Source organism: Thermithiobacillus plumbiphilus, assembly GCF_038070005.1.
Classification (GTDB): domain Bacteria; phylum Pseudomonadota; class Gammaproteobacteria; order Acidithiobacillales; family Thermithiobacillaceae; genus JBBPCO01.
In genome coordinates this window covers 156,809-169,955 of record NZ_JBBPCO010000004.1, presented here as the reverse complement: position 1 = coordinate 169,955, position 13,147 = coordinate 156,809, and the positions used below count along the sequence as shown (strand labels likewise).

The 13,147-nt window shown below is 62.1% G+C and carries 14 protein-coding genes; 8 read left to right on the top strand and 6 right to left on the bottom strand.

The features are described from left to right. Positions 1–49 precede the first annotated feature (49 nt). Together queF and WOB96_RS06005 are read left to right on the top strand one after the other, a co-directional pair. Positions 50–439 carry a preQ(1) synthase gene (gene queF / locus WOB96_RS06010; protein ID WP_341370376.1) on the top strand — a complete coding sequence of 130 codons (390 nt, stop codon included), beginning with the start codon at positions 50–52 and terminating at the stop codon, positions 437–439. Between the two features lie 11 nt (positions 440–450). After that, positions 451–1,875, top strand: a complete 1,425-nt coding sequence (locus tag WOB96_RS06005) for an FGGY-family carbohydrate kinase (RefSeq protein WP_341370375.1) — start codon at positions 451–453, stop codon at positions 1,873–1,875. A 3-nt stretch (positions 1,876–1,878) separates the two neighbouring features. Here the strand turns inward: WOB96_RS06005 and WOB96_RS06000 are convergent, their stop codons facing one another. From WOB96_RS06000 to WOB96_RS05990, 3 genes are all read right to left on the bottom strand, one after another. After that, positions 1,879–2,286, bottom strand: coding sequence for a YidH family protein (locus WOB96_RS06000; protein WP_341370374.1), 408 nt, complete (start codon positions 2,284–2,286; stop codon positions 1,879–1,881). A gap of 6 nt (positions 2,287–2,292) precedes the next feature. Beyond that, a complete protein-coding gene (locus WOB96_RS05995; RefSeq protein WP_341370373.1) occupies positions 2,293–3,537 on the bottom strand; it encodes an EAL and HDOD domain-containing protein in 1,245 nt (414 codons plus the stop codon). Positions 3,538–3,668: 131 nt separating this feature from the next. After that, on the bottom strand, positions 3,669–4,436 hold the full coding sequence (locus tag WOB96_RS05990) for an HAD family hydrolase (protein ID WP_341370372.1): 768 nt from the start codon (positions 4,434–4,436) through the stop codon (positions 3,669–3,671). A gap of 167 nt (positions 4,437–4,603) precedes the next feature. Between WOB96_RS05990 and dksA the strand changes: the two genes are divergently transcribed. From dksA to WOB96_RS05970, 4 genes are read left to right on the top strand one after another with little or no spacing between them, the layout of a single operon-like run. Continuing rightward, positions 4,604–5,041: an RNA polymerase-binding protein DksA gene (gene dksA / locus WOB96_RS05985; protein ID WP_341370371.1), complete on the top strand. Its 438-nt coding sequence runs from the start codon at positions 4,604–4,606 to the stop codon at positions 5,039–5,041. A gap of 6 nt (positions 5,042–5,047) precedes the next feature. After that, entirely contained in the window at positions 5,048–6,358 is a 1,311-nt protein-coding gene (locus WOB96_RS05980) for a dihydroorotase (RefSeq protein WP_341370370.1), read from the top strand. Positions 6,359–6,399: 41 nt separating this feature from the next. Then, positions 6,400–7,200, top strand: a complete 801-nt coding sequence (locus WOB96_RS05975) for an undecaprenyl-diphosphate phosphatase (RefSeq protein WP_341370369.1) — start codon at positions 6,400–6,402, stop codon at positions 7,198–7,200. A 1-nt stretch (position 7,201) separates the two neighbouring features. Next, positions 7,202–7,810, top strand: a complete 609-nt coding sequence (locus WOB96_RS05970) for a DedA family protein (protein WP_341370368.1) — start codon at positions 7,202–7,204, stop codon at positions 7,808–7,810. Between the two features lie 50 nt (positions 7,811–7,860). Here the strand turns inward: WOB96_RS05970 and WOB96_RS05965 are convergent, their stop codons facing one another. Further along, positions 7,861–8,337, bottom strand: a complete 477-nt coding sequence (locus tag WOB96_RS05965) for an FKBP-type peptidyl-prolyl cis-trans isomerase (protein ID WP_341370367.1) — start codon at positions 8,335–8,337, stop codon at positions 7,861–7,863. A gap of 129 nt (positions 8,338–8,466) precedes the next feature. On the opposite strand from WOB96_RS05965, the gene murI reads away from it, so the two are divergent. Next, the gene (gene murI, locus WOB96_RS05960) at positions 8,467–9,294 is read left to right on the top strand and encodes a glutamate racemase (protein WP_341370366.1); all 828 of its coding nucleotides are present in this window, start codon (positions 8,467–8,469) and stop codon (positions 9,292–9,294) included. Here murI and WOB96_RS05955 read toward each other — a convergent pair. Both WOB96_RS05955 and WOB96_RS05950 read right to left on the bottom strand, forming a co-directional pair. Continuing rightward, positions 9,291–11,780 (bottom strand): ABC transporter permease, encoded by a 2,490-nt coding sequence (locus tag WOB96_RS05955; RefSeq protein WP_341370365.1) that lies wholly within the window; start codon positions 11,778–11,780, stop codon positions 9,291–9,293. The two genes, murI and WOB96_RS05955, sit on opposite strands and share 4 nt — an antisense overlap. After that, positions 11,777–12,451 (bottom strand): ABC transporter ATP-binding protein, encoded by a 675-nt coding sequence (locus WOB96_RS05950; RefSeq protein WP_341370364.1) that lies wholly within the window; start codon positions 12,449–12,451, stop codon positions 11,777–11,779. The genes WOB96_RS05955 and WOB96_RS05950 overlap by 4 nt, the downstream gene beginning before the upstream one ends. Positions 12,452–12,504: 53 nt before the next feature. Between WOB96_RS05950 and WOB96_RS05945 the strand changes: the two genes are divergently transcribed. Further along, positions 12,505–13,146 (top strand): arylesterase, encoded by a 642-nt coding sequence (locus WOB96_RS05945; RefSeq protein WP_341370363.1) that lies wholly within the window; start codon positions 12,505–12,507, stop codon positions 13,144–13,146. The last annotated feature ends 1 nt before the right edge of the window (position 13,147 follow it).

Below are 13,147 nucleotides of genomic sequence, written 5' to 3'. Positions count from 1 at the left end.
AAGCCGGATAAAATGGATGCATTCTGATTTCTAGCACAGGACCCCGGCCGTGTCGACCAAACCCAGCAAAGATCTTGAAACCTTCCCCAATCCCCACCCGGAGCGTGATTACACCATCCGCATGGAGATCCCCGAGTTCACCTGTCTGTGCCCCAAGACCGGCCAGCCGGACTTCGCCATCTTTTATCTCGACTATGTGCCGGACCAGCGCTGCGTCGAGCTCAAGGCGCTCAAGCTCTACATGTGGAGCTTCCGCGACGAGGGCGCCTTCCATGAAGCCGTAACCAACCGCATCCTGGCGGACCTGGTCGCCGCCACCGACCCGCGCTTCATGCGCGTGACCGGCAAGTTCAACGTACGCGGCGGCATCTACACGCAGGTCATTGCCGAGCATCGCAAGCCCGGCTGGACGCCGCCGCAGCGGGTGGAGCTGCCCTAAGGATTGATGCCATGCTGTTTCTGGGCGTGGATGTCGGCACCTCCGGCATCCGGGCGCTGGTGATCGACGAGGGCGGCACAATCAGGGCGCAGGCGCGGGCCCCCTTGCCAGAGGTCCAGGGCGAGCATGGCTGGCGCGAGCAGGATCCGCAATGCTGGCTGGATGCCCTGGAAGGCTGCATGGCGGGGTTAGGCCAGCAACTGGGCCCGGCCATGCAGTCCATCCAGGCGCTGGCGCTGGATGGGACCTCCGCCACCCTCGTCGTCACCGACCAGTCAGGCCAGCCACTGCGCCCGGCCCTGATGTACAACGACCAGCGCGCCAGGGATGAGGCGCGGGAGATTGCCCAAGCACTGCCTGCATCCGGTGCCCTGGCCAGCGCCAGCAGCTCACTGGCCAAGCTCCTGTGGCTGACGCGCCATGAAGCCCATGTTGCTCGGCAGATCATTCACGTACAGCATCAGGCCGACTGGATCGCCGCCACCCTGACCGGCTGCCGGGGCGAAAGCGACGCCGCCAACCTGCTCAAACTTGGTCTTGATCCCGAGACGCTAAACTGGCCCACCGAGGTCCGCAAGCTGCTCGAAGCCGCCGGGCTCGACCCTGCCATCCTGCCCCGCGCCCGGCCTTCAGGTGAAATTATCGACCAGATCAGTCCGGCCTGGGCCCGGCGCCTGGGACTGCCCGCCAGTCTGCAGCTCGTGCATGGCACCACCGACAGCTTGGCAGCGCTGATCGCCGCTGGCGTGCGGCAAGCCGGCCAGGCCGCCACCTCGCTCGGCTCGACTTTGGTGCTCAAGCTCGCCGCCAAGCTGCCGCTCAACCAGCCTGCTGAGGGCATCTACAGCCATCGCCTCAATGCGCTCTGGCTGCCCGGCGGCGCCTCCAACAGCGGCGGCGCGGCCCTGCTCAAGCATTTCAGCGTGGCGGAAATGGCGCGACTGACGTCCAGCCTCCAGCCACATCAGCCCAGTGGACAGCTCTGTTATCCCCTGACCCGTCCTGGTGAACGTTTTCCGCTCAATGCCCCGAGCTTCTCTGGCAGCGAAATTTCGGAATCCGATCCCTCAAAACGCTTTCAGATGCTGCTGGAAGGGCTTTGCTACATCGAGGCCTGGGGCTATGCGCGCCTGCAGGAAGGCGGGACGACCATGCGGGAAGTTTTCAGCCTGGGGGGCGGCGCCAGCAATGGGCCATGGATGCAGATGCGCGCCAATGTCCTGGATCGGCCGGTGATCGTGCCGCAATGCGCCGAGGCGGCCCTGGGCGCCGCCATGCTCGCCGCCAGCCCTGGCTTCGGCACGCTGGAGCAGGCACAGTCCGCCCTGGACCAGCCCTCGCAAAGCTTTATCCCGGACCCTGCGGCAGTGGCGCACTTCAGGCCCATGACTGAGGCTTTCATCACTCAATTTGCCGAGGATGCCGGTGCAGGCTGATGCTCAAGGCTTGTGCGACCACATTTCAACGGTCAGCAGAATCATCAGGAGCGAGGTCAGCACGGACAGGACTATCACAATCCCAAGCAGAACCTGCTTCGGGATCCGGAACTGCCCTGCCTCGATCTGTCTTTGCGCCTGGAAGAAGTTATAAGCGGAAAAACCCAGAATGCTGATGCCGGTCAGGACATAGGCATCGCCGAGTAGAATGAAGAATCGCGTCAGGCCACTATGCTGGGTCGCCAGAAAGCGGGCAATCACCAATCCAACCATACTGATGGAAATCCCGGTTCGTACCCAGGCCGCGAAAGTACGCTCATTGGCCAGGTGAGTGCGGATATGTCCCTTGAGCGCCTGATCCGCTGCCTGTTCTGTAGCGCTGATTTTCCGACCTCTACCAATATGCCACATGGGGCGCTACTGACCCGGGAAGTTCTGGAAGGTCACGCGAGACCCGGAGAACAGCTCGCCCGGATGCATGGCCTTCAACTGGGCCTCATTGATCACCTGTTCGCTCAGGCCCAGGGATGCCGCAGCCTGATCCACCCGTTCCCAGTCATAACGCTCCAGGGCTTCTGCAAGATCAAGATATGGCGCCAGCGGCCCGCTGCGGGTCAGCAAGGCCTCCTCCAGAGACTTTGGTAGATTCATGGTCTCAAGAATTCGGGACAGCGGCGTTTCCAGCAAGGCTTCCAGCAGGCTGAAGCTGCCGAGCAGAAACAAATCACTGGACCGCGCCGGGCAGCAGCTTTGGCCGATGGCTTCCAGCAGGCGCCCGCGTTGCAGGGCGGTACTCATCAGCGGAGAAGGCGGTGCATCCTCCTCCCCGGCAAAGAGCAGCAGCATCAGCAGCCGATAAAGCTGTTGCTGGCCAAGCCCCACGATGGCATCGCGAATACTATCCGTCTTTTGAGTTCGCCCCTGGCTGGCTGAATTGATGAAGCGCAGCAGCTTATAACTCAGGCCGAGATCACGGCTGATGATGCGCTCCATCCGGCCGACGTCGGCATCACCAAACAGCTCATTGAGCAGTTGAAGCACGGCCAGACGCTGCGCCGAGATACTGGTCTGTTGCAGGATGACGGGCCGGGCAAAGAAGTAGCCCTGGAACAGTTCGGCCCCAAGTGCCCGCGAAAAGGCGAACTGCTCACAGTCCTCCACCTTTTCCGCGATCAGCCTGAAATTACGGGCCTTGGCCATGCGGGCATGCTCTTCCAGGGCGCGAGGTTCGAGCAGGGTGAGATCCAGCTTGATGAAATCCGCAACTGCCAGCAGCGGTTCCAGTTTGGGAGAATAGATGAAATCATCCAGAGCGAAACGATATCCCGCAGCCTTGAGATCATGGCAACGCTTGACCAGATCGGCATCCGGCTCCACATCCTCCAGGATCTCCAGGACGACCTGCTCGCGCGGCAGCAGAAAGACGATCTCATCCTCCAGCATTTCCCGTCCGAAATTGATGAAGCCCAGCTTGTCCCCGAGAACCTGCCTGATACCCATGCCAGCGACGGTATTGAGCAACACCTGTGCTGTGGCGCGGCTGGAGCTCTCGCTGGCAAAGTTATGCTCCCCACCCTCGCGAAACAGCAGCTCATAGGCAGCGATTTGCTCTTTGGCGTCCAGGATGGGCTGACGCCCGAGATAGGCGGTGGTCTTGTCCACAGGAGTTCCAGTTAGTCGACAGGGCGTGTTCGGGGCAATGTGAGCCCGGAACCACAGGAAAAACTAGTCAGGGACCGGGCAAAGTCAAGCGATACTCGGGACCGCTTGACCGGTAAACCGCCCTTCCGATCTCAGCTTATGTCCATCCAGCGCCTTAGCAGTGCCAGATCGACCACTGCCGCCGGGCTTTCGTCAGGCGCCTTCAGGACCCGCGCCGGCCGATCCGGCTCGCCCAGATGTTCCAGGATGGCCAGGGCCCCGGAAAAGTCCTGCTCCCGGGTATAATCGTTGACGGTGACCAGTACCGGCACGCCCGCCTCGCGGGCCGATAGCACGCCGTTGTCGGAATCTTCGATGGCCAGGCACTGGCCGGCGTCAAGCCCGAGATCGGACAGGGCGCTGAAATAGATGTCCGGCGCGGGCTTCTTGGCGGGCACCGAATCACCGGCAGCGATCACCTCGAACCAGCTGAGGGCCTCCGAACCAAGCGTATTCCTGAGCAGCACCTCGACATTGGCGGGAGTCGTGGTGGTGGCGATGGCCAGGCGAATGCCACTGGCACGGGCCTCCTGCAGGAGGCGCAGCACGCCGGGGCGCAGGGGGACGCCGCCACTGGCCACGATATCCACATAATGCGCGGTCTTAGCCTTGTGCAGGTCGGCAATCTCCTCATCGCTCAACTGTGGCTGCTCGGGAAACAGATCCAGGAAATAGCGGATGCGCTCCTTGCCGCCAGCCACCTCCAGCAGACGCCCGTAGAGGGCGACGTCCCATTCAAAGGGCAGGCCCGCATCCCGGAATGCCCGGTTGAAGGCAAGCCGGTGACCATCCCGTTCGGTATCGGCCAGCGTGCCATCCACATCGAAAATGATTGCCTTGAGGATATTGCCACTATCCATGAAATCTCCTAATTGAAACCTGATGATCAGGTCATGACGGAGCCTGGTCCGGACCCGGTCGGGAGTCGGATTTGAATTTGCCAAAGCAGCCCCAATCTGATATAGCTTCCGCGCTATTATACACGCAAGCAAAGTATTTCAGTTGATTTCATCAGGAGCTTATATCCATGGCCCAAGCCCAGAACAAGACCTCCAGCAGCGCGTTCACGCCTTATGAGCCGGCGGCCGGTGAAGAATACATGAGCCCGGAGCAACTCGCGCACTTCAGAAAGATCCTGGAAGACTGGCGCCGGGAGCTGATGGAGGAAGTTGATCGCACCGTGCAGCACATGCAGGACGAAAACATCAACTACTCGGATCCCAATGACCGCGCCAGCCTGGAAACCGACATGACGCTGGAACTTCGCACCCGCGACCGGGAGCGCAAGTTGATCCGCAAGATAAACGAGACCCTGGACCTGATCAAGAGCGGCGAATACGGCTACTGCGAAGCCTGCGGCGTCGAGATCGGTCTGCGACGTCTGGAGGCCCGCCCCACCGCCACGTTGTGCATCGACTGCAAGACCCTGCAGGAAAAGCGCGAAAAACAGATGGCCGGAGAATAACAGCACATGGCTCTACTGCTCATTCGCGATGCGCGCATGGCCCGCCCCGATGGCGAGCTCTACCGGGGTGACCTGTTGTGCGAGGATGGCCGCATCAGTGCCATCGATCGCGATCTGCGCGTGTCCGCAGATGAAGTCCTGGAAGCCGACGGCATGCTGCTCCTGCCAGGCGTCATGGACCCGCAGGTGCACTTTCGCGAGCCCGGCAAGGAATACAAGGAGGACCTTGGCAGTGGCTCCAGGGCCGCGGCCAAGGGCGGCGTCACCAGCTTTCTGGAGATGCCCAACACCGATCCCAGCACCACCACCCAGGCCGCGCTCGATGACAAACTGGCCCGTGCCGCCGCCAAATCGGTGGTCAACTACGGTTTTTTCATTGGCGCGACGCCCGACAACCTGACGGATCTTCAGAACATCCGCGGCGCCTGCGGCATCAAGATCTTCATGGGTGCTTCCACTGGCAGCCTGCTGGTCAACCGCGAGGAAGACCTCGACCGGATCTTCGCCAATACCAGGCTGCTGATTGCGGTGCATGCCGAGGACGAGGCACGCATCCTGGAACGGAAATCCGCGCTGGCCGGTAAATGCGGACCAGCCACGCATTCCGAGATCCGCGACAACAAAGCGGCCCTGCTCGCCAGCCAGCTGGCGCTGAAGCTGGCGAAACGCTATCAGCACCGGCTGCACATCCTGCATCTGTCCACCCGGGAGGAAGTGCAGTTGCTGGCCGCCGACAAGCCTTCCTATGTCTCGACCGAGGCCATCCCGAACCATCTCTTTCTGAACACCGATGCCTATGCCAAAAAAGGCACACTGGTGCAGATGAATCCGCCCATTCGCTCCGAAGCCGATCGCCTGGCGCTCTGGGAAGGCCTGAAAAGCGGCGTGATCGACTGCATCGCCACCGATCATGCCCCGCACACCCTGGAAGAAAAGGCCCTGGGCTTCCCGCAGGCGCCTTCCGGCATGCCCGGCGTCGAGACCAGCCTGCCGCTAATGCTGACCGCCATGCGCGACGGGCACTGCACCCTGGCGGAACTGCAGCGCTGGATGTGCGTCAATCCGGCAAGACTCTATGGCGTGCCAAACAAGGGCCGGATCGAGATCGGCTGGGACGCGGATCTCACCCTGGTGGACATGGAACACGAGAAGCCCGTACGCAATGAGGACATGTTCACCAAGGTGCGCTGGAGCCCCTTCGAGGGCTGGATGCTGACGGGCTGGCCGCAGTTCACCATCGTTGGTGGCCAGGTCGTGTACGAGCGGGGGTCAATCCGCCCCGGGGCACAGGGTCGCGCCCTGCAATTTGGGTTATAGTCAATCCTCCCGACAAGAATTCAAAAATCGAAGGAGCAACCTTGGACACCCTGCTGTTGCTGAAAGCCCTCCTGCTCGGCTTTCTGGAGGGCGCGACCGAATTCCTGCCCATCTCCAGTACCGGACACCTGATCATTGCCGCGGATCTTCTGAATTTTACCGGGGAACGCGCCAAGACCTTTGAAATCGTCATTCAGCTCGGCGCCGTGCTGGCCATCGTCTTTCATTATCGCCACAAGGTCGTGCAGGTGGTCGGCGGACTCGGCAGCGATCCAGCGGCCCAACGTTTCGTTACCAACCTGGCGATCGCCTTCCTGCCCGCCGCCATCATCGGGCTTTTACTGCACAAATACATCAAGGAATATCTGTTCAGCCCGCTCACGGTTGCCGCTGCCCTGGTGGTCGGGGGCTTTGTCATCCTGCTGATAGAACATTTCAAGCCCCGCGCCCGCGTTGCCCATGTCGACGACATGTGCTGGCGCGATGCCCTGAAGGTGGGCCTGGCTCAGAGCTTTGCCCTGTTTCCGGGGGTCTCGCGCTCCGGCGCCACCATCATGGGTGGCCTGGTCTCCGGCTTATCACGTCCGGCCGCCACGGAATTTTCCTTTTTTCTGTCCATTCCGACCATGTTTGCGGCCACCGGTTATGATCTTTTCAAGAACCTGCACCTGCTGAAATCAGAGGACCTGCTGCTGTTCGCCGCCGGTTTCGGTGCAGCCTTCCTGGCGGGTCTGGTTGCGGTGAAGGCCCTGCTCGCCTTCGTATCCCGTCACGATTTCCGGGTTTTCGCCTATTATCGGATCATCCTGGGCGCGCTCGTCCTCATCTATTTCTGGCCCTGACATGATCGAAAAGATCCTTGGCGTTCTCAGCGCCTTTGTCATCAGCGTCATCAGCAGCATGGGTTATGGCGGCGTGGTCCTGCTGATGGCCATCGAGAGCGCCTGCATCCCCCTGCCTTCGGAAATCATCATGCCCTTCTCGGGCTATCTAGTGTGGCGCGGCGAAATGACGCTTTGGGGTGTGGCGGTGGCCGGAGCCGTGGGCTGCGTGCTCGGTTCGCTGGTGGCCTACTATGTGGGTGCCTGGGGCGGACGCCCGCTGGCGGAGAAATACGGCAAATACGTGTTGCTGTCGCACCGGGATCTGGACCTTGCCGATCGCTGGTTCGCCCGTCATGGCGACATCATCATCTTCGTCGGGCGTCTGCTGCCGGTGATCCGCACCTTCATCGCCCTGCCTGCCGGGGTGAGCCGGATGAACCTGAGCCGCTTTGTCATCTATACCTTCGTCGGCTCGCTGATCTGGTGCTATGGACTGGCCTGGCTGGGTATGACCCTGGGTGAAAACTGGCAGGGCCTGCGGCCCTATTTCCACCAGTTCGATTTTGTCATTGGCGGCTTATTGCTGCTGGGCCTTACCGCGTATGTCTACCGGCATGTCCGTCGCTGAATGCCCGACCGGCAACAGCCCCTTGCGGGGCTGTGGTGCGCCAGCTGGGATCAGTGGTGATGTCCACCTTCGCCATGCACATGGCCATGGGCAAGTTCTTCAGCGGAAGCGGGGCGCACCGACTTCACTTCGACGTCGAAATGCAGCGGCTGTCCGGCCAGCGGATGGTTGCCATCGAGGAAAACCTGCTGCCCATCCACATTGACCACCGTGAATACAGCGACCTCGCCATCAGGCAGCTCACCTTCGAACTGGCTACCGACCCGCAGATCGGCATCATCCGGAAAACTTGCCCGGGGTTCGACGCGACGCAGTTCCTCGCGCATCTCGCCAAAGCCTTCTTCCGGCAAGAGGTCCACGGATACCTGGTCACCGGGCTCCTTGCCTTCCAGGCAGCTTTCAAGCTTAGGGAAGATATTCTGATGGCCATGCAGGTAGGGAATGGCCTCCCCGGTCTGCTCCAGCACCTCGCCAGCCTGATTTTTCAGGGTGTAACTGATATAAACGACATCATCATTCTTGATCATGAGAACTCCTTTCGCCGCAAGCGACGCAGTGGTGGCAGGGTGGATTGACGTAAATCCAAGGCATTGGGCATGGTAAACGCCCCTTGGCGCAAGTTTCAAGGATTAGACTCCGGAAATGGCCGTATTTGCATGATGCAGGACCAAAGTTCGAGTACTGGACCCCATTCCCTGAAGATCGGGGTCTTTGATTCGGGGCTGGGCGGTCTCAGTGTGCTGGCCAGCCTGATGGATACCCTGCCCGGAGCCGGCTTCCTCTATTTCGGCGATACAGCCAATGCTCCCTACGGTGACAGGTCACCGGACTGGGTGCGCGCGCGCTCGCTCGAGATCTATCATCACTTCGTGGAACAGGGCGTTTCCGCCATGGTGATCGCCTGCAACTCCGCCACCAGTGCTGCTGTCAGCAGCATCCGCGAGATCGCCAGTATCCCCATCCTCGGTATCGAACCGGCCCTGAAAACCGCTGTGGAAAGCAACACCAGCGCCCCGATTGCCGTACTCGCCACGGCCATGACCATCCGCGGCCCCAAACTCCAGCAACTGATCGGGCGCTTCCCCGACAGGGCCGGGCAGATCTTTCCCATTGCCTGCCCAGGGCTCGCCGATCTGGTGGAGGCCGGCGCCTTCGATGCGGCCAGGGACTACCTGCAGGAGAAGGTGCGCCCGCAGCTGCCTCAGGGCAGTCCGTCGCCCTGCGTCGTGCTGGGCTGCACCCATTATGCCTTTCTCAAGTCAGAGATCCGGGCCGTTTTCGGGGCAGATACCCAGATCCACGATGGCAGCCTGGGCCTGGCCCGCCACCTGGCCCGACTGCTGGACCAGCCATCCCCGCCAGCACCGGCTGGTCAAGCTACTGCGGTGGATTTCATCTTTACCCGCGATCAGGAAAAAAAGCTCGCCATCGCCCGCGCCATGCTGTCCCACGCCAGCCTGTCCGCAGCCAGCTTCCAGCCCTAGCGCAGGATCTGCAGGGGCGGCGTGGCAATCACCCGGCGCAGGGCCCATAGCCCCATCAAGCCGATGCCCAGCGCGCCGAGCGCAGGCCCGAGCAGCCAGATCCAGGGATTGAGGCTGAAGGGCAGGTCAAAGACCTCACGGCTCAGGATGGCCGTGAGCAGGGTCGCCCCGAGTGCTGCGATCAGTCCCGAGGCAAAACCGATGGCAGCAAATTCGGTAAAGCTTGCCAGGCGCAGGTGAGCCGACTTCGCCCCCAGGGTGCGCAGCAATGCGGCATCACGGCGACGCTGCCACTGGCTGGACTGGATCGCTGCAAACAGCACCACCACACCCGCCGCCAGCGAAAACAGAAACACGAAGCCCACCACCTGGCTTACGCGCCCGAGGATGTCCTGGACCTGGTGGACGATGGCCTCGACATCGAGCACCGAGGCATTCGGGAAACGCGCCACCAGGCCGGCGCTGAAATTCTCCTTCTCCGGTGGCAGATAAAAGCTGGAGACATAGGTGGATGGCATGCGGTCCAGATAACCCGGTGGCATCACCACGAAGAAGTTCACATGGAAGCTGTCCCAGTTGACCCGGCGCAGGTTCACCACCTTCGCCGTGAAACTCTGTCCCGCGACATCGTAGGTCATGGTATCACCCAGCCGCAGCCCCAAGGTGTTGGCCAGTCCCTCCTCCACCGACAACCACAACCGCTGGCGGTCCTGCGGTCCCCACCAGCGCCCGGCAGTAATGACGTTGTCTGCCTGCGGCCTGAGCGCTGATGAGAGATTGAACTCGCGCTTCGCCAGCCCTTCGGCGCGCTGGTCCTTGAAATGCATCTGGCTCACCGGCCTGCCGTCGATAGCTATCAGGCGGGCGCGGACCATGGGATAGGCCTTGGGCGCGGGCAAGTCGTGCTCCCGGAAATAATCCCCGAAGGCCCGCACCTGGTCCGGCATCAGATTGATGACAAAGCGGTTGGGGGCATCCGCAGGCACCCGATGCGACCAGGCGGCCAGCAGATCCCGCTGGACCACCGAAATGCTCAGCAGCGCCAGCAGGGCAACCCCGAAGGCGAGCATCTGCGCCACACTCTGGTTGCCGGGCCGGGCCAGGTTCGCCAGTCCGAAACGCGCCCCAATACCGCCCAGCAGCCGCAAGGACAGGATCAGGCGCAACAGCAACCTGCCGGCAATCGCCAGCAGCAGCAAGGTGGCCAGCATGCCCGCCAGCACATAGAGCCCGAGGCGCAGATCGCCGGCCTGCCAGAGCACCAATCCAGCCAGCAGTGTCGCTGAAAGGCTGTACACGACCAGGCTCGGCAGATCCAGTCGACCACTGCTCTCAAGGTCACGCCGCAACACACGCAGGGCCGGCACGCGGCGCATGCGCAACAAGGGCGGCAGGGCAAAGATGATGACACTGGCGAGGCCTGTCAGCAGCCCGATCAGCCCCGGACGCAAGCCCGGCACTGGCAGCGAGACCTCCAGCAGTCCCGCAAGCAGTTGCGGCAGCACGGCCTGGAAAAGATAACCCAGCGCCACGCCAGCCAGCCCGCCCAGCACGCCCAGCAACAGGATCTGCAGCAGGAAGGTCGAGAGAATCCAGCCGGTCGAGGCCCCCAGACAGCGCAGGATGGCGACAGCATCGAGGCGATGAGACACAAAGCTACGCACCGTCGTGGCAATGGCAATGCCGGAGAGCAGCAAGGCGGTCAGCGCCGCGAGCCCCAGGAAATTCTGCGCCCGCGACAGCGTGATGCGCAGTTCCGGGCGGGCGCTCTGGACATCCTCCAGGCGCATGTCACGTTCAAGCCGTGGCTGGACGAAGCTCCTGAAGCCTTCCAGCGCCTGCGGCGGGCCGGCAAGCAGCAGGCGATAGCGGGCACGGCTACCGAACCCCAACAGCCCGGTGCTGGCCAGATCCTGCAGGTTCAGCATGACCCGCGGCCCCAGGGTGAATATGCCGCCACCGCGCGAGGGCTCATTGATGATGACACCTGCCAGACGCATGCGACGATCACCCAGTTCAATGCCATCCCCCAGCGACAGGCGCAACTGGTTCAGCAGATCCGGTTCCACCCAGACCGTGCCTGGCGCCGGAATGCCCGTCAACGCCCGACCAGCCGCATCACGCACCTGCAGCCGGCCCCGCAGGGGAAAACCAGGGCTGACGGCCTTGACCTCTGTCAGCCGGTCACGCTCCCCGACAAGCACCATGCTCGGAAAATCCACGGTCCTGACCGACTGCAGGCCAAGTTGCCGGGCCCGGTCCGCGAATTCCGGCGCCAGCGGGCGGCCGGCGCTCAACACCAGATCCGCCCCGAGCAGCGCACCCGCGTCCCGCGCCAGCCCCCGCGCGACCCGGTCGGTAAAGGCTGAAACCGCCACCAGCGCGGCCACGCCAATGGCCAGCGCCAGCACCAGGCCGAGCAGATCCCGCCAGCCTGAACGCAACTGACGCAACGCAAGCCGCAGGCTGAGGGCAGGCGAACTCATGTCGGCTCCAGCAAATGCCCGTTATCGATTCGCAACTGGCGCTCGCAACGCGCAGCCAGATGGGCATCATGGGTCACCAGCACCAGCGTGGTCTGGCGCTCGGCGTTCAATGAGAACAGCAGTTCGATGACCCGCTCGCCGGTTTGCTGGTCGAGATTACCGGTGGGCTCATCGGCCAGCAGCAGCGGCGGCTCGATGGCGAAGGCACGGGCCACGGCCACCCGCTGTTGCTCGCCGCCGCTCAACTGCGCAGGATAATGCCCGAGGCGATGCTCCAGCCCTACCCGCGCAAGGATGTCCCGGGCGCGCAGGCGCGCCTGGGGCCGGTTGGCCAGTTCCAGCGGCAGCATCACATTTTCAAGAGCGGTAAGTGCAGGAAGCAATTGAAAGGACTGGAACACGAAACCGATCAGCCGGCCGCGCAGACTGGCCCGGGCATTTTCATCCAGGGCGAAAATATCCTGGCCTTCCAGCAAAACTTGTCCGCGAGTCGGAAGGTCTAAGCCAGCGAGCAACCCCAGCAGGGTGGATTTGCCGGCGCCCGAGGGTCCTTGTATGGCAGCGACCTCTCCGGCCCGCAGCGAAAAATTGATATCCTCCAGCAAAACCAGCTCAGAACCACGTTCGCTGACCACCTTCGAGAGATGACGAACTTCCAATATCTTCGTCAAAAGGCTGCTCCATGAGATTGAACAGACATTTTGCCATGCACTGGCCTGTCCTGATGAGTTTTTTCTTGTTTTCCTTTTTCAGCCTGCCGGCTGAAGCCCAGACCCGGCCCGTGATTCTTGCTTTCGGCGACAGTCTCACCGCGGGCTATCGTCTGGATCGGGATCAGGCCTGGCCAACGCTGCTGCAAAAGCAGATTGATCAAGCGAACATGAAGTATCGCGTGATCAATGCCGGCATCAGTGGCGAAACCACGGCAGGCGGACTGGCCCGCCTGCCCGCCCTGCTGGCCCGGGAAAAGCCCCGTCTGGTGATTCTGGAACTGGGCGCCAACGATGCCTTGCGGGGTCTGTCATTATCGCAGGCCAAGAACAATCTGGAACGCATGATCCAGATGTCCAAGGCATCCGGGGCCGAGGTTCTGCTGGTTGGCATGCGCATTCCACCTAACTATGGCTCCGCCTATGCCCGGAAGTTCCAGCAGATGTATCCGGACCTTGCCCGCGCGCACAAGACCGCTTTCCTGCCCTTCCTGCTGGAGGGCGTGGCCGGCAATTTCGCTCTGAATCTTGATGACGGCATTCACCCCAACGCCGCAGGTCAACGCATCATCGTCAAGTCGGTGTGGAAGGCAGTACAACCGATGCTGATCCAGTCTGCCGGGTCGGCATCGGGGCAGTCGCAGAAACAGGGATGAG